At 39.8% G+C, this 21,191-nt stretch carries 20 protein-coding genes; 12 read left to right on the top strand and 8 right to left on the bottom strand.

Features of this window, described 5'->3' with window-relative positions:
• Positions 1-8 precede the first annotated feature (8 nt).
• The 5 genes from HUS24_RS12020 to HUS24_RS12000 all read left to right on the top strand — a co-directional run bounded on the left by HUS24_RS12020 (position 9) and on the right by HUS24_RS12000 (position 3,418).
• The gene (locus tag HUS24_RS12020) at positions 9-629 is read left to right on the top strand and encodes an NUDIX domain-containing protein (protein WP_173912226.1); all 621 of its coding nucleotides are present in this window, start codon (positions 9-11) and stop codon (positions 627-629) included.
• A gap of 9 nt (positions 630-638) precedes the next feature.
• Positions 639-1,448: a 3',5'-cyclic-AMP phosphodiesterase gene (gene cpdA / locus HUS24_RS12015; RefSeq protein ID WP_173912225.1), complete on the top strand. Its 810-nt coding sequence runs from the start codon at positions 639-641 to the stop codon at positions 1,446-1,448.
• A 208-nt stretch (positions 1,449-1,656) separates the two neighbouring features.
• Positions 1,657-2,184, top strand: a complete 528-nt coding sequence (gene dksA / locus HUS24_RS12010) for an RNA polymerase-binding protein DksA (RefSeq protein ID WP_065995149.1) — start codon at positions 1,657-1,659, stop codon at positions 2,182-2,184.
• 28 nt (positions 2,185-2,212) lie between these two features.
• Positions 2,213-3,124, top strand: a complete 912-nt coding sequence (gene gluQRS, locus HUS24_RS12005; RefSeq protein ID WP_254433867.1) for a tRNA glutamyl-Q(34) synthetase GluQRS — start codon at positions 2,213-2,215, stop codon at positions 3,122-3,124.
• 72 nt (positions 3,125-3,196) lie between these two features.
• Positions 3,197-3,418: a zinc-ribbon domain-containing protein gene (locus tag HUS24_RS12000; RefSeq protein ID WP_173912224.1), complete on the top strand. Its 222-nt coding sequence runs from the start codon at positions 3,197-3,199 to the stop codon at positions 3,416-3,418.
• A 39-nt stretch (positions 3,419-3,457) separates the two neighbouring features.
• On the opposite strand, the gene ftsW is transcribed toward HUS24_RS12000, so the two are convergent.
• The 5 genes from ftsW to HUS24_RS11975 all read right to left on the bottom strand — a co-directional run bounded on the left by ftsW (position 3,458) and on the right by HUS24_RS11975 (position 8,597).
• Positions 3,458-4,654, bottom strand: coding sequence for a putative lipid II flippase FtsW (gene ftsW, locus HUS24_RS11995; RefSeq protein WP_173912223.1), 1,197 nt, complete (start codon positions 4,652-4,654; stop codon positions 3,458-3,460).
• A gap of 21 nt (positions 4,655-4,675) precedes the next feature.
• Positions 4,676-6,022, bottom strand: a complete 1,347-nt coding sequence (murD, locus tag HUS24_RS11990; RefSeq protein WP_173912222.1) for a UDP-N-acetylmuramoyl-L-alanine--D-glutamate ligase — start codon at positions 6,020-6,022, stop codon at positions 4,676-4,678.
• 176 nt (positions 6,023-6,198) lie between these two features.
• Positions 6,199-6,450, bottom strand: a complete 252-nt coding sequence (locus HUS24_RS11985; protein ID WP_173912221.1) for a DUF6587 family protein — start codon at positions 6,448-6,450, stop codon at positions 6,199-6,201.
• A gap of 18 nt (positions 6,451-6,468) precedes the next feature.
• Entirely contained in the window at positions 6,469-8,331 is a 1,863-nt protein-coding gene (feoB, locus tag HUS24_RS11980; protein ID WP_173912220.1) for a ferrous iron transport protein B, read from the bottom strand.
• On the bottom strand, positions 8,328-8,597 hold the full coding sequence (locus HUS24_RS11975; RefSeq protein WP_173912219.1) for a FeoA family protein: 270 nt from the start codon (positions 8,595-8,597) through the stop codon (positions 8,328-8,330). The genes feoB and HUS24_RS11975 overlap by 4 nt, the downstream gene beginning before the upstream one ends.
• A gap of 168 nt (positions 8,598-8,765) precedes the next feature.
• On the opposite strand from HUS24_RS11975, the gene xerD reads away from it, so the two are divergent.
• The 4 genes from xerD to thrC all read left to right on the top strand — a co-directional run bounded on the left by xerD (position 8,766) and on the right by thrC (position 13,344).
• Entirely contained in the window at positions 8,766-9,683 is a 918-nt protein-coding gene (xerD, locus tag HUS24_RS11970; RefSeq protein WP_173912218.1) for a site-specific tyrosine recombinase XerD, read from the top strand.
• A gap of 143 nt (positions 9,684-9,826) precedes the next feature.
• Positions 9,827-10,636 (top strand): DsbC family protein, encoded by an 810-nt coding sequence (locus HUS24_RS11965; RefSeq protein ID WP_173912217.1) that lies wholly within the window; start codon positions 9,827-9,829, stop codon positions 10,634-10,636.
• A 129-nt stretch (positions 10,637-10,765) separates the two neighbouring features.
• Entirely contained in the window at positions 10,766-12,070 is a 1,305-nt protein-coding gene (locus HUS24_RS11960; RefSeq protein WP_173912216.1) for a homoserine dehydrogenase, read from the top strand.
• A 134-nt stretch (positions 12,071-12,204) separates the two neighbouring features.
• Complete coding sequence (thrC, locus tag HUS24_RS11955) at positions 12,205-13,344, top strand: threonine synthase (protein WP_173912215.1); 1,140 nt, start codon at positions 12,205-12,207, stop codon at positions 13,342-13,344.
• 101 nt (positions 13,345-13,445) lie between these two features.
• Here thrC and HUS24_RS11950 read toward each other — a convergent pair whose 3' ends face one another.
• Positions 13,446-14,510, bottom strand: coding sequence for a serine hydrolase (locus HUS24_RS11950; RefSeq protein WP_173912214.1), 1,065 nt, complete (start codon positions 14,508-14,510; stop codon positions 13,446-13,448).
• A 231-nt stretch (positions 14,511-14,741) separates the two neighbouring features.
• Between HUS24_RS11950 and HUS24_RS11945 the strand changes: the two genes are divergently transcribed.
• From HUS24_RS11945 to HUS24_RS11935, 3 genes are read left to right on the top strand one after another with little or no spacing between them, the layout of a single operon-like run.
• Positions 14,742-15,377, top strand: coding sequence for a response regulator (locus HUS24_RS11945; protein WP_065995136.1), 636 nt, complete (start codon positions 14,742-14,744; stop codon positions 15,375-15,377).
• Positions 15,378-15,389: 12 nt separating this feature from the next.
• On the top strand, positions 15,390-16,976 hold the full coding sequence (locus HUS24_RS11940) for an ATP-binding protein (protein WP_173912213.1): 1,587 nt from the start codon (positions 15,390-15,392) through the stop codon (positions 16,974-16,976).
• 17 nt (positions 16,977-16,993) lie between these two features.
• Positions 16,994-18,403, top strand: a complete 1,410-nt coding sequence (locus tag HUS24_RS11935) for a sigma-54 dependent transcriptional regulator (protein WP_173912212.1) — start codon at positions 16,994-16,996, stop codon at positions 18,401-18,403.
• A gap of 22 nt (positions 18,404-18,425) precedes the next feature.
• On the opposite strand, the gene HUS24_RS11930 is transcribed toward HUS24_RS11935, so the two are convergent.
• The gene (locus HUS24_RS11930) at positions 18,426-19,598 is read right to left on the bottom strand and encodes a S41 family peptidase (protein WP_173912211.1); all 1,173 of its coding nucleotides are present in this window, start codon (positions 19,596-19,598) and stop codon (positions 18,426-18,428) included.
• A gap of 37 nt (positions 19,599-19,635) precedes the next feature.
• Positions 19,636-21,183: a 2,3-bisphosphoglycerate-independent phosphoglycerate mutase gene (gpmI, locus tag HUS24_RS11925; RefSeq protein ID WP_173912210.1), complete on the bottom strand. Its 1,548-nt coding sequence runs from the start codon at positions 21,181-21,183 to the stop codon at positions 19,636-19,638.
• Positions 21,184-21,191: the final 8 nt, after the last annotated feature.

Genomic DNA, 21,191 nt, shown 5'->3' with positions numbered 1-21,191 from the left:
CCTGATTCATGAATATTATCCAACACGCAACTTATTCACACCAAGATGTCGAAGTTCAGTCACGTAAAATTCTTTATTCTGGCTTTATTCAGGTCGAAAAAGTCAGCTTAAGACATCGTTTATTTAATCAAACTGAATATACCTCAGTCATTCAGCGGGAACTCATCCAGCGCAAACAAGCTGCAGGTGTATTGATTTATAGTGACTTACAACAAAAGTTTGCTTTGATTGAACAGTTTCGTGTAGGTGCTGTAGATGATGCGATCTCACCTTGGCAACTCGAAGTGATCGCTGGGGTATTAGATGGTGATGAATCACCTGAAAGCTGTGTTCGTAGAGAAAGTTTAGAAGAATCAGGCTGCGAGCTTAAACAGTTACAGCATATTTTTAGTTTTTATCCATCCGCTGGTGCATGTGATGAGATTTTTCATTTATATACCGCACAAGCCATTTTACCAGAAACAGGGGGAGTATTTGGTGTTGCTGATGAAGGTGAAAATATCCAATTACACATTTTAGAGTATGCAGTTTTGGATGAGTTACTTGCAGGTTCACGTTTACGCAATGCCCCCATTATTATTGCGTTGCAGTGGCTAAAACAGCATATTGCATCGCTAGATATTACTTAGGAGATCACCATGTCAGCCCATCAGGTTATCTCAAATCTTAACAATCCTATTATTATTCAGATTTCAGACACCCATCTCATGACTGACCCAAATGACAGTTTTATTGGAATCAATCCCGAGCAAAACTTTCATGCCGTTATCACACAAATATTACAAGAACATTCACATATTGATGCGATTTTGCATACAGGTGATGTTGCACAGCAAGCAACTGTTGAAACTTATCAACGTTATCAAAGCTATATGCAAAGCCTAGGTATTCCTTTTTTTCAAATTCCAGGCAATCATGATGATTTGGCTTTATTTCCTTTTTTAAATCCTCATCCAGAGCCGACTGTGGTGGATTTAGGTGACTGGTGCTTAATTTTGCTAAATAGTGCAGTAAAGCATCAAGTTGATGGTTGGATTCAGTCTGAACAATTGATCCATTTAGAAAAAATCCTCAATACTGTTCAAGATAAATTTGTGATTTTGGCATGCCATCACCATCCATTTGAAATGAAGTCACAGTGGATTGATCAACATAAACTTAAAAATACCGAACAACTGACCCTTCTTTTGTCACAATTTACAAATATTAAAGCCGTATTGTTTGGGCATGTACATCAAGAATCAAAAGTACTTTGGGAAAATATTGCATTTTTATCGGTACCTGCAACATGTGCTCAATTTAAACCGCGTAGTGATGACTTTGCTTTAGATGATCTTGCACCTGGTTACCGTTATTTACATTTAAAATCCGATGGGCAAATTGAGACTGCTGTTTATCGCCTAAAAGACTATAATCAAAGTATAAATAGCGAAATTTCAGGTTATTAGCTTTTCATTTTAGTTGTTTTGCTTTAAGTTATTCCTCCTCTAAGGAAGTTTGAGCACAAAATTGAAAACTTCACTGCTTTCATCTTTGTGAAAAAGTCTATATGATGACGACCCCCGATAGCAGCATTCTATCGGTAGCGATAAAAATACTTGCATATCACCATATTTTTTACGTATAAACATACGTATATGATGAGGAATGCCCTTTATGGCGAATGACAACCAAAATCCAGTCTTGGACGAACAAACTGATGTTTTAGACGAAAAGTCTGTAAAACGTGTACGTAAAACCAAGCCAAAAGCAACTGAAGGCGGTAGCACTGCAAGCCTTTTTGGTATTGAGCCTTATCAGCCTAAGAAAAATGAAGAATACATGTCTGAGGGACAACTTGAGCATTTCCGCAGCATTCTACAAGCGTGGAAAGCAGAGCTCATGTCTGAAGTGGATCGTACTTTAAACACCATGCAAGATGAGTCTTCTTCTCTGCCTGATGTAAATGACCGTGCAACGCAAGAAGAAGAGTTTGCAATTGAATTACGTACACGTGACCGTGAACGTAAATTGATTCGTAAAATCGAGCAATCAATCGAAGCAATCAAAAATGATGACTATGGTTTCTGTGAAACTTGTGGTATCGAAATTGGTTTACGTCGTTTGGAAGCACGTCCAACTGCAACTTTATGTATCGACTGTAAAACGCTTGCTGAGATCAAAGAGAAGCAAAATAACGGTTAATACTGTGTTATCTAAAAATCCTCCCCTCTTGCGAGGGGATCCCTCTCATCCTTTATTAAAGGAGAGGGATAAAAGGAAGGCATACTCAGGTCGGTTTGCGCCATCGCCAACCGGCCCTTTGCATTTTGGCTCTTTAATTACTGCAGTTGCCAGTTATTGTGATGCCAAAGCACACCACGGTCAGTGGATCGTACGGATCGAAGATACTGATCTTCCTCGAATCTATCCCAATAGCGAACAACATATTCTTGACTGCTTAGATGCTTTTGAGCTTGAATCCGATGTTGAGATCATTTATCAAAAAGATCGTTTAGACATTTACCACGATGTCATTCAACAACTCAAACAAAAAAATCTCGTCTATGCCTGTGAATGTACCCGAAAAATATTGGGTTCAAATCATATCTATTCAGGCACTTGTCGAAATAAAGCTTTAAATTTTGAAAATCAAGCCATTCGTGTAAAAGTCACAGATCAAAACATTTGCTTTCATGATCGTTTGCAAGGACTACACTGTGCCAACTTACACCATGCGCTTGGTGACTTTGTACTCAAACGTAGAGATGGTATTATTAATTATCAGCTCGCTGTAGTGGTTGATGATTATTTGCAAGGCATAACGCATGTCGTGCGTGGCGCAGACCTTCTAGATAATACTGAACGACAAATTTGGCTCGGAGAGTTACTGGGTTATCCTCAACTGAGTTATATGCATCTTCCACTTGCTATGAATGATCAAGGGCAAAAACTCTCTAAGCAAAACTTAGCACATGCGCTTGATATTCAATATGCGCCACAACTGCTTAGACAAGCGATTTTAGCACTGGGGCAACTCCCTGTAGATCTAGATCAGCCACATAAAATGTTGGTTCAGGCAGTCGCGCAATGGGATATTCAACGTATTCCCAAAGGTACACAGATTCAAGGGACTTTTCAGTAACATGGATTAACTGGTTTTAATCAAGAACAATCCATTATATTGATCGTATCTTGTTTTTATTTGAGCATTTTTATGTTGTTTATTTTTGGAATATCACCGAAAACTGTTAAAACGGATCAAGGGCAATTTGTCTGCCCGATTTGTAAAACGCGCAGTGCTTATGAAATTAAAACGCAGCGTAATTATTTTTCATTATTTTTTATTAAACTTTTTCCAGTATCCAAACCAAGAGAAAGTGCTGTGGTATGTTTAAATTGTGGTACGCATATGCCAAAAATGGTGCTAAACCATTAAGTCATCGCACCATTTTTAAAGCAAAGTTTAAGTAAAAATTTAAAAACTCGATTGTTCTCGCGCAGGATTTGTCTGCTGTGTTGTGGCATCAATTTTTAACATTAAACTGATCATCACCGCACACATAATCAAAGATGACCCCCCATAACTAATAAATGGCAAGGTAAGACCTTTGGTAGGTAACATGCCCATGTTCATGCCTGCATTGACCAAAATCTGCAATAAGAAAATGATGCTAATCCCATACGCCAAATAACCCGCACGTAGATATTGATGTTTCAGGGCACGATGCGCAATACGGATACAACAAAACAGCATACCAAACGATAAAACCAAAACTGTGGCAATACCAAAGAAACCAAACTCTTCACCTAAAATTGCCAACATAAAGTCAGTATGTGCTTCAGGTAAATACGACATTTTTTGGATACTGTGTCCTAAACCAACCCCAGTCCATTCCCCTCGACCAAATGCCATCAAGGCATTGGAAAGCTGATAACCTGTACCTAATGGGTCTGCCCAAGGGTTAGAAAATGACATTAGTCGTTCATAACGATAAGGCTCAAAGATAATCAGGAACACAAATGCGCCAACAATCGCACCAAAAGCAATCCCGAATTGGATTAATGGTGCACCCGCCAAAAAGAATACACCAAGCATCGACACCGCAATCACCACCGTTGCCCCTAAATCTGGCTCAGCGATAATTAAACCTACAGTGAGGAGCATGATGATCCCTAAACGAATCAAGCCTTTAATGTTGTTTCTCACTTCTTCAGCACGACGTACCACATAATCAGCGGTAAAAATTGCCATCATCACTTTAGCAATCTCTGTGGCTTGCAAACTAAAGCCACCGATACTGATCCATCGGGTTGAACCATTCACCTCTCGTCCAACCACTAATACGGCAAGTAACAATGCAATCGTAATCAGCCATAAGGGAAAAGTGTTGTTAAACCAAACATTCAGTGAGACACGATATACACAAAGTGCAGCCACTGCTGCGACCACAATCGAAATCGCATGACGAATCACATAATGAAACGGTGCTTCATGCATCCGCTCTGCATAAGGCATAGATGCCGAAGCGACCATCACTGTACCAATACACAACAATGAAATGACGCAGAAAATAAGTACATTTCGAGGTGTAATTTCGGTTGGAAGTTTAGGAGTCCAACGTTCAAATACCTCAGTAATTTTACTGACCGTTGTCTGAGCTAACCCAGCCATACTGTTATCCTTATGATTTTTTTAGTTTAGTGCATTTACAAATTCTACAAAGCGATGACCACGCTCAGGATAACCTGTAAACATATCAAAACTAGCACATGCAGGCGAGAGTAAAACCACATCATGTGCATGGGTATTTTGTTGGCACAATTCTACAGCTTCTTGTAAAGACTCGGCATGTAAAAGTGTTGTAGTTCCTTCAATGGCTTTCTCGATGATTGAACGATCTTCACCGATCAATACAGCAACTTTGGCATATTGGGTTAAAGAGTCACGTAAAGCAGTAAAATCTTGCCCTTTACCCTGCCCACCTAAAATAATGGCTACTTTTCCCTTTTGCGCTTCAATCGCAGCGCCTAAACCATCCAGTGCCGCCAAAGTCGCACCAATATTGGTACCTTTTGAATCGTTATAATAACGAACATCCTGCACTTCTTTGACAAATTCACAGCGATGTTCTAAACCTTTAAAAGTTTTCAATGTTTCAAGCATGGTGTCTATTGGTAAACCAATCGCTTCCCCCAATGCCAAACATGCCAAAGCATTTGCGACATTATGTGTACCTTGAATGTACATATCAGCACTTTTCAATAAACGCTCACGACCACGTGCGAGCCAAATCGTGCCATCATTGTCTTTTAAAATACCGTATTGATTAAGGTCAGGCGCATTTAAACCAAAACTTTGCATGGGTGTTACATCAGGTACAAGTGGACGTGTCAAAGCATCATCACGATTAAACACTACTTTTTTCACGCCTTGGAAAATACGATGTTTTGCAGCATGATAACCAAACATATCGCCATGACGATCTAAATGGTCTTCACTCATGTTTAACACCACAGCCACTTCAGCATTTAAGTTTGAGGTTGTTTCGAGCTGAAAACTTGAAAGTTCAAGAATATATACATCAGGATCATCATGGGTCAGATCTAAAGCTGGACGTCCTAAATTCCCTCCGACTGCAACTTTTACTCCTGCATCTTGCGCCATTAAACCAATCAAGGTCGTGACTGTACTTTTAGCATTTGAACCTGTAATGGCTACAATCGGCTTATCGGTTACACGGCGCAAAACCTGTATTTCACTAATTACAGGAATACCTTTGGCAATTGCAGCTTGGATTTCAGGGAGTTTCGGATCAAGCCCCGGACTGATCACAATTTCTTCGGCTTGTAATAATAATTCTTGATCAAAATGCCCAAAACTGGTTTGTACTTCGTTTGGAATCTTGTCATGTCCCGGTGGTACCTCACGTGAGTCAGTTACTGCAACACGATAGCCATGTTCATGTAAAAAATTAACCGCTGAAACACCAGAAATACCTAGTCCAGCAACGACTTTTAAGCCACCACGTTGAATTAACATTATTGTCCCACTCGAAGTAAATTTTGAAACTTGCAAAATGTTAGCACTTTGCCGATTTGAAAGCTTTTTCTGTTTGAGATTTCTTGAAATTATTTTGTGTCAGTGCGTAAAAAAACAGTCATATAAAACAAAAAGCCACTCTACGATCAGAATGGCTTTCTAGAAAATTTAACTTTTTATTTCCATTTAACCGCTTGGACTTCCACTTTTTTCGGTGCTTCAGGTTCACTACTCGAACATCCACAACCGCCGCCACAACCACTTAACATGGCTGGCTGTAACCAATTGGCTAAACGTGTCCAACCTTTGGCTCTGCACGCCTGAGAAAGCCACATAAACACTTTATATGCTGTTTTTGGAAATACTTTTTTAAATACAAAAATAGTACTCCAAATCACCAAAGCTGTAATAATCAATAACTCAACCATTTCAAGCTCCTTATTCGCTTATAAGCCGAAATAACGTGTCGCAATTTGGTAAGTAAGAAATGACATTAAATACGCCAAACCAAACAAATAAACCGTCATTCCAAACACAGTTCTTAATGAACCTGTTTCACGTTTTACTGTTGCCAAAGTTGCCAAACAATGTGGTGCATAGATAAACCATACCAGCAAGGATAAGCCTGTTGCCAATGACCAGCTTAAATCACCTGTAGTAATCAAACTTTCTAAGCCTTTTGCCACTGCATCTTCATCAGTTACTGACAAGGCATATACCACACCTAATGACGACACCAATACTTCACGTGCTGCCATTGCAGGAATCAATGCAATACAAATTTGCCAATTAAAACCGAGTGGCGCAAAAATCGGTTGCATGACATGTCCTAACATCCCTGCAAATGAATAATCAATCGCAGGTAAAGTACCTCCCTCTGGCGGTTGTGGGAAAGTACACAAGAACCAAAGTAAAATGGACAAGGCAAAGATAATGCCACCGACACGTTTTAAGAAAATCTTGGCACGATCAAGCAGCCCGATCCAAACACTTTGCAGATCAGGGAAACGATAGCTTGGCAACTCCATGAGTAAAGCATGTTGTGATTTGTCTTTTTGGAAAAACTTCAGCACAGTTGCAACCAGCAATGCACTGACAATTCCTGCCATATACAAGCCAAACAACACCAAACCTTGTAGATTTAAAAATCCCCACACTGTCGTTGAGGGAATAAAAGCAGCAATCAACAACGCATACACAGGTAAGCGCGCTGAACAAGTCATCAAAGGTGCAACCAAAATCGTAACTAAACGATCTCGTGGGTCTTGAATACTGCGTGTTGCCATAATCCCAGGCACAGCACAAGCAAAACTAGAAAGTAAAGGAATAAATGCACGACCACTTAGCCCCGCTTTAAACATAAGTTTATCAAGCAAGAAAGCCGCTCGTGGTAAATAACCAGACTCTTCTAAGACTAAGATAAAGAAGAATAAAATCAAAATTTGTGGCAAGAACACCACCACACCACCAGCACCAGCAATCACACCATCCACAACCAAACTATTTAGTAATGGCTGTGAAATAACTTGCCCAACTGTTTCACCTAACCAACCAAAGAAAGCTTCGATCCAGTCCATAAATGGTGCTGCCCAAGCAAATACCGCTTGGAACACGATGAACATCATCACAGCAAGCGTGATCAAACCCCATACAGGATGTAAAAAAATCTTATCCAGCTTATCAGTGCGTTTGTCTTCATGATCTACAAAAATCACCACATCTTTTAAGATTTGCGTGACTTTCTCATGATTACTTCCTGTTAAATTAACATCACTTAACTCGGTACTTGGCTTACGAAACTTTTCTTGATCCAGTGCCGCCATCAGGTTTTCAATTCCTGCATTACGCACTGCGACCGTTTCCACCACAGGAATACCCAAACGCTGAGATAACTTTTCAGTATTGATTTGCATACCACGACGACGGGCTTCGTCCATCATGTTCAGCACAAGTAAAATGGGTTTGCCTTGTTCAATGACTTCCAAGACCAAGCCCAAATGTAGTTTTAAGTTAGTGGCATCGACCACACACAAAAAAGCATCTTGTGCTTGCTCTTCGGCAATTTTACCCAATACTACGTCACGGGTAATTGCTTCATCGGGACTGGTTGCATCTAAACTATAAGTACCTGGCAAATCCAATACACGTACCGCACGCCCAGAAGGTAAATTAAAACTACCGACCTTACGTTCTACTGTTACACCTGCATAGTTCGCCACTTTTTGACGTGTACCTGTCAGATGGTTAAATAAAGACGTTTTACCGCAGTTAGGATTTCCCACCAAAGCAATACGTAAAGTTTCGCTCATGCGGGAACTCCTTCAGTGTTTAAGTCAATTTCAACTTTTTCCGCTTCAACTTTACGCAGCGCAAAACGCGTAAAACCAATTTGAATAAGGATAGGGTCACCACCAAAAATACCTTTGGTAATTACTTGCACAGTTGTGCCTGGCACAAATCCCAAGGTTTCTAAACGACTCGCAACGAGATCGGTTTGACTTGTATTATCAGCCAATGTTCGATTGACCTTAGTGATAATAGCAGTCTGCTTTACTTTCAATTCTGACAAACGCACTGCAATTGACCCTAAAAAGAAACTGGTATTTAAATTAATTATACATACAAATGAGAATAATTACCAAGTAAGGTTTGATTACAATTCTCATTCTCTACACATATTCGACTTCTTGATTTTTTTGGTCTACATTGCCTCAATAGATGAAAAATTTAGTTCATATTAATCATGCTCAATAAAAAACCACGTACGCCTGCTGCTGTCACCATTCCAGAAAAATTGAGTTTTTTAAATGGTTATAAAGACTATTTAATTGCACAAACCGTGAGCCCACATACACGCAATGCGTATCTGTCCGACCTGATCCAGTGCAGTGAGTGTTCTAAACACTACCTACCAGAATGGTCACATGATGATATTTCCGATGTGATGATTGCGTTAACCAAACAAGGTAAAAGCCCACGCTCTATAGCCCGTTGTCTTTCAGCATTACGTTCATTTTATAAATTTTTACGTGAACAAAAAATCCGCTTAGATAACCCCATGGTGGCGCATAAAACCCCAAAGTTAGGACGCGCATTGCCTAAAGATTTATCTGAACATGATGTCGAAGCATTGATTCAGGCACCTGATTTAAGTACAGCCTTAGGCTTACGTGATCGAGCAATGCTAGAAGTGCTGTATGCTTGCGGTTTACGGGTCAGTGAGTTGCTCAATTTACGTTTAGATTTGATTAATTTAAAGCAAGGTTATTTAAGAATTTTAGGGAAAGGTAATAAAGAACGTTTGGTTCCTTTAGGACAAGTGGCTTGTGAATGGGTCGAGCAATATTTAACAGATGCACGTCCACAATTGTATAAATCCTCGACTGATTATTTATTTTTAACCCAACATGGCGGCATCATGAGCCGACAAAACTTTTGGTATGCGATTAAACGCTATGCCTTGCAAGCCAATATTCAAACGGAGCTTTCACCTCACACCTTAAGACATGCTTTTGCCACACATTTACTCAATCATGGTGCAGACTTGCGTGTGGTACAGATGTTACTTGGACACAGTGATTTATCCACCACACAAATTTATACACATGTGGCACAGGTACGCTTACAACAACTACATGCACAACATCATCCACGAGCATAATCACTTAACAATGAGGGCAATGTGGATATCGTTCATTTAGTACCCTTAATCAAGTTTTAAAGTACAAGTGATAATTTTTTGCTATGCTTAGTGATTCAAAATATATTTTCAAAAATCATGCAGAACAACCCAAAGAGTGATTTATGCAATTAAAACGTTCGAAATTGATGCTGGCGTGTATGCTCGCAAGTGGACTTGCTCTGAGTGCTTGTTCAAAATCTCCTGATACAAAAAAAGATGACACTTTAACGGCGACAGCACCTGCAACAGGTGAAGCATCGAATTTGACTGAACGTAATGCACAGCAACGCCTCATCCAAACCTTACAAGGGCATTTAAAGAAAGCCAATATTGATGCCAAAATTTTAGATGTTAAACCCACTGAAATGCCAAATTTATATTGGGTCAGTTTAGAGGGTATGAGCTCAGTTTATGCCACAGGTGATGGAAAATATTTAATCCAAGGTGATGTGATTCGCTTAGGCGATAAACAACTCAGCAGTATTGGTGACTCACTTCAAGCTGCCGAAAATAAAAAACATTTAGCACAATTAAAAACAGAAGATCTATTGGTCTACCCTGCCAAAGGCAAAACCAAACACGTGATTTATGTCTTTACAGATGCAAGTTGTCCATACTGTCACAAACTGCATGAACAAATTCCTGAGATTAATGCCAAAGGCATCGAGGTGCGTTATATCGCTTGGCCACGTGGTGAACAATTTATGCCTGCGATGGAAAGTGTCTGGTGTAGCCCCAACCGCCAAGAAGCTTTTGATCAAGCGATCGCAGGTGCACAACTTCCACCTGCAACTTGCCAAAACCCTGTACGTGCCCAATACGATCTAGGTTTGAAAATGGGTGTGAATGGTACACCAGCGATTTACAATGCAGACGGTGAACATATTGGTGCCTATATGACTGCAGATGAGTTAGCTACTCGCCTCAAATAACCAATATTTATAAGTTAATTTACTATTTTTTATAGCAAAATATAAAGATGCGCCAACCTCTAGAGTCTGGCGCATTTTTTAGCTATGATCTAATCCGAATAAAATTTTTTATATATTTTGGAGTGTGACGTGAAACCAGTACGTCTGGCAATACTCGGTCTAGGAACCGTAGGTGGTGGAGCCCTTAAACTATTACAAGAAAACGCTGCTGAAATTAGACGTCGCACCGGTCGAGAAATTGAAATTACCCACGTAGGCACACGCCGTCCACGTCCTGATTTAAATTTACCTGCAAGTGTGAAGCAAAGCGCTGATCTACTCGACATCGTGCGTCAACCTGATGTCGATGTTGTTGTAGAGGTGATGGGCGGTATTCACCCTGCTTATGAAGTGATTATGGAAGCCATCAAACATGGCAAACAAGTTGTAACAGCAAACAAAGCATTGCTCGCTGAACACGGCAATGAACTGTTTAAAGCTGCAGATGATCACCACGTCCAAATCGCCTATGAAGCTGCGGTTGCAGGTGGTATTCCGATTATTAAAGTCATCCGTGAAGGTTTGGCTGCCAACAAAATCGAATGGCTTGCAGGCATTATCAATGGTACAGGTAACTTTATCCTGACTGAAATGAGTGAAAAAGGTCGTGCCTTTGCAGATGTTTTAAAAGAAGCACAAGAATTGGGTTATGCTGAAGCAGATCCAACTTTTGACGTTGAAGGCATTGATGCTGCACATAAGCTAACAATTTTAGCGTCATGTGCATTTGGTATCCCATTACAGTTTGATAAAGTCTATACCGAAGGCATTACCAAAGTGACTGCACAAGATGTCAAATACGCAGCAGAATTAGGCTATAACATCAAACACTTAGGTATTGCGCGTCGCACGCCAAAAGGCATCGAGTTAAGAGTACATCCAACCTTGATTCCAGAAGAAGAATTGATTGCTAATGTCAATGGCGTGAAAAATGCAGTCCTTGTCCAAGCCAATGCAGTTGGTCCAACGCTGTATTATGGTGCGGGTGCGGGTGCGGGTCCGACAGCCTCTGCTGTGGTTGCGGATGTGGTTGATATCGTTCGTGACATTATTTATACAGAAGATGGCTCAGGTACGATTCCTCAACTGGCATTTGAAGCACTTTCAGATTTGCCAATCTTAGAAAGTGATGAAATGACAACAGGTTATTACATCCGTATCAATGCCGAAGACCAAACTGGTGTACTGGCAGATGTCACCACGATTTTAAGTCGTGCAGGCATTAGCATTGATGCCATTATGCAACAGCCTCGCTTGAAGGATTTGATTCCTATTGTGATTTTAACCGATCCAGTGGTTGAATCGAAAATGAACGAAGCTTTATCTCAAATACAAGCTTTACCTGTGATTCATGGCGAAATCGTAAGAATTCGTTTAGAATTGCTTGATAACTAATCGGGTTTTAAATTTTCCTAAAGCTCCTCTTATCGCAAGAGGAGTGATTATGCAAATAAATTCATTGAAAATGCGTAACTTAGGGAAATTACCAAATATCACTATTTGCTCTACACAACACTTGGAACACCCTCATGTCTAATGCAAATCGCTATACAGGACTTGTTGATCGCTATCGTGACCGCTTACCAGTATCTAAAACTACACGTGCTATCTCGTTAAATGAAGGTAATACACCACTCATTAAACTGGACAATATTCCACGTTTGATCGGTAAAAATGTTGAAATCTATGTGAAGTATGAGGGCTTAAACCCGACTGGTTCATTTAAAGACCGTGGTATGACCATGGCTGTAACGAAAGCTGTAGAAGAAGGCTCTAAAGCAATTATCTGTGCATCTACAGGGAACACATCGGCGGCGGCGGCGGCTTATGCTGCACGTGCAGGCATCAAAGCGTTTGTTTTAATCCCAGAGGGCAAAATTGCTATGGGTAAAATGGCGCAGTCAATGATGTACGGTGCTGTGACTTTACAAATTCACGGTAACTTTGATGATGGTATGCGCCTTGTTAAAGAAGTTGCAGATCAAGCACCTGTAACGATTGTAAACTCAATCAACCCTTACCGTTTGCAAGGTCAAAAAACCATCGCTTACGAAATCGTAGAAGCTTTAGGTCGTGCGCCTGATTATCACTGTCTACCTGTAGGTAATGCAGGAAACATTACTGCACACTGGATGGGTTATACTGAAGCTGTTGCTGACCAACCTGCTGAAGAATTTGAGCAAGTGGTTTATGACGCTGAAACGGATAAGTTCACAGGTCCAAACCCGGAAGGTCGTCCAATCATGGTGGGTTACCAAGCATCTGGTGCTGCACCATTCTTACGTGGTGGCCCTGTAGAGAACCCTGAAACTGTTGCAACTGCGATCCGTATCGGTAATCCACAAAGCTTTAACCATGCTAAAGCTGTGGTACGTGATTCAAACGGTTGGTTTGATGAATTGACTGATGCTGAAATCTTAGAAGCACAACGTTTACTTTCTATGTATGAAGGTGTATTCGTTGAACCTGCTTCTGCTGCATCTATCGGTGGTGCGATCCGTGATATTAAAGCAGGTAAAATTGCTGAAGGTTCTGTGATCGTATGTACTGTAACAGGTAACGGCTTGAAAGATCCTGATACTGCAATCAAACAATGTGAAGATGCAGTGATGTTATCTATTGATGCTGAACTCAACCAAGTTCGTGATTCTATTCTTTCAAATATGTAAAATTTGAATGGATGTAAAAGACCTGCCAAGTGCAGGTTTTTTATTGCAAAATCCAAATAATAAAAAAGCTCCTTGTGCGGAGCTTTTTACATTTTTAAGTTTTAAATACGTTTCGGTAAATTACTCACCCAATTCAATAAATTGGTTGCATCATTGGTACGTGATTGCGAAGTGCTTGCACCCAATAAGACCACAACCGCAGGACGACTATTTACAGTTGTATGCATCACTACACAACGACCTGCTTCATTAATATATCCTGTTTTAGAAATATTAATGTTCCAGCCACCATTACGTACCATGGCATTGGTATTGTTTGATTTTAATACACGATAACCCAAGTTAAAGTCGTAATGTGCAGTCGTTGAGAACTGACGAATCAAACCATACTGAGAAGATGCACTCACTAAAATACCAAGATCACGTGCTGAGGAAACATTACGCGGGTCTAAACCTGTGGACTCTGTGTAATAAGTTGAATGCATCCCGAGTTGACGCGCTTTTGCATTCATCGCTGCGACAAAAGCAGGACGACCACCTGGATAAGTACGTGCTAAGGCTGCTGCCGCTGGATTTTCAGATTTCATAAGTGCGAGTAATAACATCTCAGCACGATTCATGGTATCGCCAACTTTTAAAGTTGAGCTAGAGTTTTTACCACCCGCACCAGCAAAATCGATAGATTGCAAGGTAATATCTTCAGACATATTTAAACGTGCATCCGCAGTCACGACCGCAGTCATCAGCTTAGTAATCGAAGCAATTGGTAATGCAGTATTGGTATTTTTACTGTATAACACCTCACCTGTATTGGCATCCATCACCAAAGCAGCACGAGCACTAACAGAAGGCTGGTTCAGATAACGATTGGTATCTGTGATTTGAACTGATCGCTGAACGGGGGCAACGTTTGTTGTAGAATAGGATTTGCTAGGAGGAGTCGATAGATAAGTAACAGAACCTGGTGGAGATGGCTCTTCACCCTCGCTGCTGATCGAAACATCACCATTTAACAATTGGCTTGCATCGTCAGTTGACCAGCTCATAGAAGCACGTTGTGTCCCCCCTGAGGCATTCATCACAAGATCTGCGAAACTTGCTGAACTCAAACTGAGTAGCACTGCGGCAGACAGGGCATGCATTAACGTTTTTTTAGACTTTTTCACGGTAACTTACTCATTCAGGGAGGCTTTTTGCGCTATTGCTTATTGCCTCAATTATGACTTACATTTATGCCTAAACATGACTAATATTGAAGAAACAAATTAGTGACGTCATTGTGCATAAATATTTAAGAAAGATTACGACTAGCATTGCTAATTTTGTTATGGCTTTGCAAGTACTTTTTGCTTTGTGTAACAAAAAAGTTGCTTTTTGCAAAATATAAGGAGGTCTTAGTGATCACGGTTTTAGTGGTAGATGACCATGAATTAGTCCGCACGGGTATTTGTCGCATGCTTGAAGATCAGTCAGATATTCAAGTGATTGGACAAGCTGAATCTGGTGAGGAAGCAATTGCTATCGTTCGTCAGCAACATCCTAATGTAGTGTTATTGGATGTCAATATGCCAGGTATTGGGGGTGTGGAAACAACTCGCCGTTTACTACAAACCGCACCAGAAACGAAAGTCCTTGCAGTGAGTGGTTTAGCAGAAGAACCTTATCCTTCATTATTATTAAAAGCTGGCGCACGTGGTTATATTACCAAAGGTGCACCAATTTCTGAGATGGTGCGTGCGATTAACAAAGTGATGCAAGGTGGTAAATATTTCAGTGCGGATATTGCCGAACAACTTGCAAGCTCTTATTTATCAGACAATCAAAGCTCGCCTTTTGATGCTTTGTCTGAACGTGAAATGCAAGTTGCGATGATGGTGGTCAATTGTATTAGTGCGCAAGAAATTTCAGACAAACTTTTTGTCAGTGTTAAAACCGTCAATACCTATCGTTATCGTATTTTTGAAAAATTAGGCATTGATAGCGATGTTAAATTGACCCATTTAGCCATACGCTATGGGCTGATCAAACCATAAAATTGCATGAAAATGAATACAACGTGGCCTACGGCAGCAACAACCCCCTTACAACAAACTATTTATCGTCTAGGCACATTGTATTCAGTTTATCGACTTACTTTAGCGGTATGTCTGCTTCTTATTTTTGTCTTAACTGCCGAACACAATACACTCAATTATCCCCACAGTTCTTTATATTTTGATAGTTTAGCAATTTTTGTAGTTGCTAGTTTTGCTCAACTACTTCTCCTTAAATTTTTTACTAAATTTATTTCTGAACAACTCTTTGCTATTTTTTTAGTTGATATTTTATTTTTAAGTACCCTGACTTTTGCTCTGGGTGGACCCAGCCTATCCATTAGTCTACTGTTTGTGATTATGGTTTTTTCTGCCAATTTTTTACTCAAAAAAAATGAAGCTTTAATTGTTACTTTAATTTCTGTTATTGCGGTGATTTATCAGCAATTTGTCGGTAGTTTTTTTGATGTTTCTAATTTAAACAATATCAGTAACAGCGCCTTACTGGCTTTTTTATTTTTTATTGTTTATGGGATTGGGCAAATTTCAATTCAACGCTTTAGAGTGCTTGAAACCATTAACTCTTTGCAGTCGCTAGAGTTATTAAAATTACAAAATATTAACCGTTATATTTTAGAGCAAATTGAACTGGGTTATTTGGTGCTAGATGAGAATTATCGAATTGTAGTGTCGAATCCAGCAGCTTGCTCCTTGCTTGGTATTGCCCCACTCTATGCCTATGCGCATGAGCAATATTCTTTAATTAAATTTCAAAAAGAGCTGTATGAAGTTTTGCAAAACAAGCCTTTAGAAGAAGGGCAACGCTTTCAATTTAAGTCCAGTCAAAGCCATTATACTGTAGACATTCGAGTCCAAAAGCTGATCGTGCCGCATCAAGCTTTGACTTTGCTTACACTAGAGGATTCACAAAAAATTAATCAAAAAGTACAACAGTTAAAACTGGCTTCTTTAGGACAACTTTCTGCCAGTATTGCGCATGAAATTCGTAATCCTTTAGCAGCAATCGCTCAAGCCAATGAACTTAGCTTAGATGCAGAGCCAGAGCAAAGACTCATGCTCAATCAAATGATTGATAAACAAAGTCATCGAATCAATCACATTATCCAACAAACTCTAGATATGGCAAAAAATAAAAAAACCTGCATGTCAGATATTCATTTGGATGTATTCTTTAAAGATTTATTTAACAATGACTTAAATGATGTAAAAGATAAAATTGCCTTAAGTCTTAGCCAGCCTTTTGTTATTCGCTTCGATGACTCGCAATTGAGACAAGTTTTAATTAATCTCATACGAAATGCACTCCACCATAATGCACCTGACGTTGATTTTATCCAAATTCTAGTACATGCAGAGGCTCAACATCTGTATATTGATGTGATAGACTTCGGTGAAGGGATTGCGCGACAAAATCTTGCACAACTCTTTCAACCCTTTTTCACCACGGAAATTAATGGAACAGGATTGGGTTTATATTTATCACAGAGTATTTGTGAAGCAAATCAAGCAAAATTGATTTATATAGAGCAAAAACAAAAAGGGGCATGCTTCAGAATTGAGTGCCTATTGAAAACTTAATTTAGGTTATTGGGGATATGACCACAAAACAGCCATTAGTTCTACTGGTAGATGATGAACATGACTTGTGCGTACTGATGCAAATGACATTGGCACGAATGGGAATCAAAACCCATATTGCACATCATCTACAACAAGCAAAACTGTTCTTTAGTGAACACAAATACAATGCATGTATTACTGATCTCAATCTTCCTGATGGAAGTGGCTTAGATTTGGTTAAACACGTCACGCAAAATTATCCTAAAGTTCCTATAGCGGTACTTACCGCTTATGGCAACATGGAAATTGCGATTGCCTCACTCAAAGCAGGTGCTTTTGATTTTGTCAATAAACCGATTAATCAACAGCATTTACACCAACTACTGACCAAAGCTTTGCACGTACCTTTGGTCGATTATAGTGAAGAGAATTTGCAACTTGAGCATCAACTTTTAGTAGGCGAGTCTAAACCTATGCTGAAGTTGAAAGATACCATTAAAAAAGTAGCTCGCTCTCAAGCGCCTGTTTTTATTTCTGGTGAATCAGGCACAGGCAAAGAAGTGGTTGCTCACTTGATCCACAAACTCAGTAACCGCAGTGACAGTCCTTTTGTGGTGATTAATTGTGGCGCAATCTCTGAAGAGCTCATCGAAAGAGAATTATTTGGCTATGTTAGCCACAGCTTTGCAGGCGCAACTCAAGATAAATTGGGGCTGATCCAATCTGCCAATGGGGGCTGTTTATTCTTAGATGAAATTGCTGAGCTTTCCTTAACCACACAAAGTAAATTATTACGCGCCTTACAAGAAAAGAAAATTCGCCCATTAGGGTCTGAACAAGAAATTGATGTAGATTTTCGAATCATTAGCGCCACCAATCAAAACCTTGAAGAACGTGTTCAACAAGGTAAGTTCAGACAAGATTTGTTTTTCCGCATTCATGTCATGGACTTGCATTTACCGCCTTTGCGTGAACGTGGCAAAGACATCCTACTACTTGCAGAGCATTTTATAAAAAACATTTGTTTAGAATGGGATATTCCAAGCAAAGAATTAGCCGAAGAAAGTAAGCGTTTTTTACAAACCCAAAGCTATGCTGGAAATGTACGTGAACTACGCAATATGATTGAACGGGCCATTACCTTATGTGACGGTCAGATTATTGGCTTAGAACATTTACAATATTCGCAAAAACGTAATTTTAATACCGCTCCAGTAGAAGCACCTTTAAACTCAGAAACCCTTGCTAATGCGCAAGAAACCTCTAATCAAATTCCCTCTGAAGGCTTAGAACAGTTCTTAGAAAAAGTTGAAAAAGAAGTTTTATTAAATGCCTTAAATCAAACACATTGGAATAGAACCTTAGCCGCAAAAAAACTTGGCATGACCTTCCGTTCTTTGCGTTATCGGTTGAAAAAGTTTGGCTTAGACAGTGAGGATGATTAAGTTTTAACTCACGATGCTTTAATTAACGATGTTTCAATAAAAGTTCAGACACATTATTTAAATATGTGTCTTCTTTCATTTCCAAAGGCCACACATATTCTTGATTTGGTGCAATTCCAGAGCCATCAATCATACTGCCTTTCGGTGTGAAATAATGCGATACCGTCATTTGCAAAGCTGCGCCATTTGGTAATGGGAATAATTTTTGTACTACACCTTTACCATAACTTTTCTCACCGATTACCCAAGCACGTTGATGTTCTTTCATCGCTGCAGTAAATACCTCAGCCGCAGATGCTGAACGATTATTAATTAAAATTCCCATTTTAACGTTAGGAAATTCATTGCCTGGCAATGCTTGGAATTGTTGATTACCCTCTGAACGGCTTTTAGTGGAAACAATCGTGCCTTGATTTAAAAATAAATCAGCTGTTTCTACCGCTGCAGACAACAATCCACCGGGGTTATTACGCAAATCAATCAGCACAGCTTTTAACCGTGTCGTGTCATATTCTTCAAGAAGGCGCTTCACTTCATTGGCTGTGTCTTGCTGAAAAACTTTAACTTTTAAAACTAAGACTTGATTATGCAACATCACAGGTTCGATATCTGCAATTTCTAATTTTTTGTTGCGTAATAAAGTAATGGCAGGACTTTTGGGATTGAGTTGCAACTGGAAACTTGAACCGATTGAACCATGCAATAAGTCTTCCACCTGTTCGGCATTTAGATTTTTTAGTTCTTGATTATCGATTTTAAAAACACTAAAACCATTTTTAATGCCTTGTTTGGCAATATCGGTATTTTCTTTTAAGTTGCTAATTTGCCATTGATGTGTATGTGAATCAAAAATCAGTTTGAAATCAACCGTGGCCAAATCAGCCTCGGTATATTGAATCAATTGCTTATATTCTTCAGCACTAAGATAACGTGAGTAACGATCTAAACCACTGACCAAACCTTTGATTGCTTGTAAAAACAAAAAATCATCAGGCTTTTCCTGTACATAATTGTCTTTAACAATGCCATAAATTTGCACAAATTGTTCAATGGACTCGATCGGCACTTCTGCAGTGCTTTGTTCCATTTCATCATCAAAATCAAGCACTGCGGATCGCTCCGCAGCCCAAAGTGACTGGCTTGTACTTGCAAGTAAAGCGCTTAAAACAACACCATATTTCCAAGTTTGAGCCATGCACTTACCTTCTTTATTGATCTTATGTTTAGTGATGTTATGAATTTAACGTAATCAGATTACGTCCTTGCATTTCTTTTGGTGCAGGAATATTCATGAGATGTAATAGTGTTGGCGCAACATCCGCCAATACGCCACCTTCTGCAATCGTTGCAGCAGTCGGCCCGACATAAATAAATGGTACAAGTTCAGTGGTATGTTGTGTATGTACTTGTCCACTGACATAGTCTTGCATTTGTTCCACATTACCATGATCGGCAGTAATGAGCATGTGACCATGTTTTGCCATCACTGCTTCATACAAACGACCTAAGCCAGTATCGACAGCTTCAACGGCTTTCACCGCAGCATCAAATACCCCTGTATGACCAACCATATCACCATTGGCGTAATTCACCACCAATAAGTCATATTCACCTGAATTAATCGCAGCCACCAATTGCTCTGTCACTTCTGGCGCACTCATTTCAGGTTGTAGATCATAAGTTGCCACTTTTGGTGAAGGAATCAAAATACGTTTTTCACCTGGATATTCATCTTCACGCCCACCACTAAAGAAGAATGTCACATGAGCATATTTTTCAGTTTCAGCAATACGTAATTGGGTTTTACCAAGTGAAGATAAATATTCACCGATTGAATTTTTTAATTCTTCTGGCATATACGCCACAGGTGCATCAATGGTTGCTTGGTAGCGAGTCAACATCACATATTTAGATAGATTTGGTACAACTTTACGCTCAAAGCCTGCAAAGTCTTTTTCAACAAAAGCTTTGGTAATTTCACGGGCACGGTCTGCACGGAAATTCATAAATACCACGCTGTCACCATCAGAAATCTTGGCAATCTCACCAATACGTGTTGCTTTGACAAACTCGTCATTTTCATTGGCTTCATACGCTTGTTCTAAGCCTTCAACCGCAGAGTTTACAACACGAACAGCCTCACCTTCAGTCATTAAACGATACGCTTGCTCAACACGATCCCAGCGATTGTCACGATCCATGGCGAAATAGCGTCCAATCATCGTTGCGATACGACCTTGATTTGGATACTGAACAAATAACGCATCTAATTTTTCAAGTGAAGGTTGAGCGCTACGTGGTGGTGTATCACGACCATCAAGGAACGCATGCAAATACACCGTTGCACCACGTTTTAGTGCAAGTTCACACATTGCGACAATATGATCTTCATGAGAATGTACGCCACCTTGTGACAATAAGCCCATGATATGTACAGCACCACCCACAGCTTTGGCTTTTTCTACTGCATCAACAAGCACTTCATGTTCAAAGAAATCACCCGTACGAATATCTTTGGTAATACGAGTAAAGTCCTGATACAGCACACGACCTGCACCCAAGTTCATATGACCGACTTCAGAGTTACCCATTTGCCCATCAGGCAGACCGACATCTTCACCTGAACCAGAAATTAAACTATGCGGATGCTTTTCTTGCATCATGGTTAGATTTGGCGTTTTTGCTGCTAAAAACGCATTATCCTCGACCGCTTCACGATGACCCACACCATCCATGATCACAAGAACGTGAGGGATTTTGCCAGCAGTTGCATCCGTCATGATTTACA

Origin of the sequence: Acinetobacter sp. Marseille-Q1618, from assembly GCF_902809855.1 — a bacterium.
GTDB lineage: Bacteria > Pseudomonadota > Gammaproteobacteria > Pseudomonadales > Moraxellaceae > Acinetobacter.
Note: the sequence above shows the minus strand (reverse complement) of the source record. Positions and strands in the feature narration are given on the sequence as shown.

Coding starts and splice junctions, on each gene's coding strand:
- xerD (WP_173912218.1), top strand. CDS start 8,766: ATGCTCAATAAAAAACCACGTACGCCTGCTGCTGTCACCATTCCAGAA.
- murD (WP_173912222.1), bottom strand. CDS start 6,022: ATGTTAATTCAACGTGGTGGCTTAAAAGTCGTTGCTGGACTAGGTATT.
- thrC (WP_173912215.1), top strand. CDS start 12,205: ATGTCTAATGCAAATCGCTATACAGGACTTGTTGATCGCTATCGTGAC.
- HUS24_RS11940 (WP_173912213.1), top strand. CDS start 15,390: ATGAATACAACGTGGCCTACGGCAGCAACAACCCCCTTACAACAAACT.
- HUS24_RS12020 (WP_173912226.1), top strand. CDS start 9: ATGAATATTATCCAACACGCAACTTATTCACACCAAGATGTCGAAGTT.
- feoB (WP_173912220.1), bottom strand. CDS start 8,331: ATGAGCGAAACTTTACGTATTGCTTTGGTGGGAAATCCTAACTGCGGT.
- gpmI (WP_173912210.1), bottom strand. CDS start 21,183: ATGACGGATGCAACTGCTGGCAAAATCCCTCACGTTCTTGTGATCATG.
- ftsW (WP_173912223.1), bottom strand. CDS start 4,654: ATGGCTGGGTTAGCTCAGACAACGGTCAGTAAAATTACTGAGGTATTT.
- HUS24_RS11985 (WP_173912221.1), bottom strand. CDS start 6,450: ATGGTTGAGTTATTGATTATTACAGCTTTGGTGATTTGGAGTACTATT.
- HUS24_RS11935 (WP_173912212.1), top strand. CDS start 16,994: ATGACCACAAAACAGCCATTAGTTCTACTGGTAGATGATGAACATGAC.
- cpdA (WP_173912225.1), top strand. CDS start 639: ATGTCAGCCCATCAGGTTATCTCAAATCTTAACAATCCTATTATTATT.
- dksA (WP_065995149.1), top strand. CDS start 1,657: ATGGCGAATGACAACCAAAATCCAGTCTTGGACGAACAAACTGATGTT.
- HUS24_RS11930 (WP_173912211.1), bottom strand. CDS start 19,598: ATGGCTCAAACTTGGAAATATGGTGTTGTTTTAAGCGCTTTACTTGCA.
- HUS24_RS11965 (WP_173912217.1), top strand. CDS start 9,827: ATGCAATTAAAACGTTCGAAATTGATGCTGGCGTGTATGCTCGCAAGT.
- HUS24_RS12000 (WP_173912224.1), top strand. CDS start 3,197: ATGTTGTTTATTTTTGGAATATCACCGAAAACTGTTAAAACGGATCAA.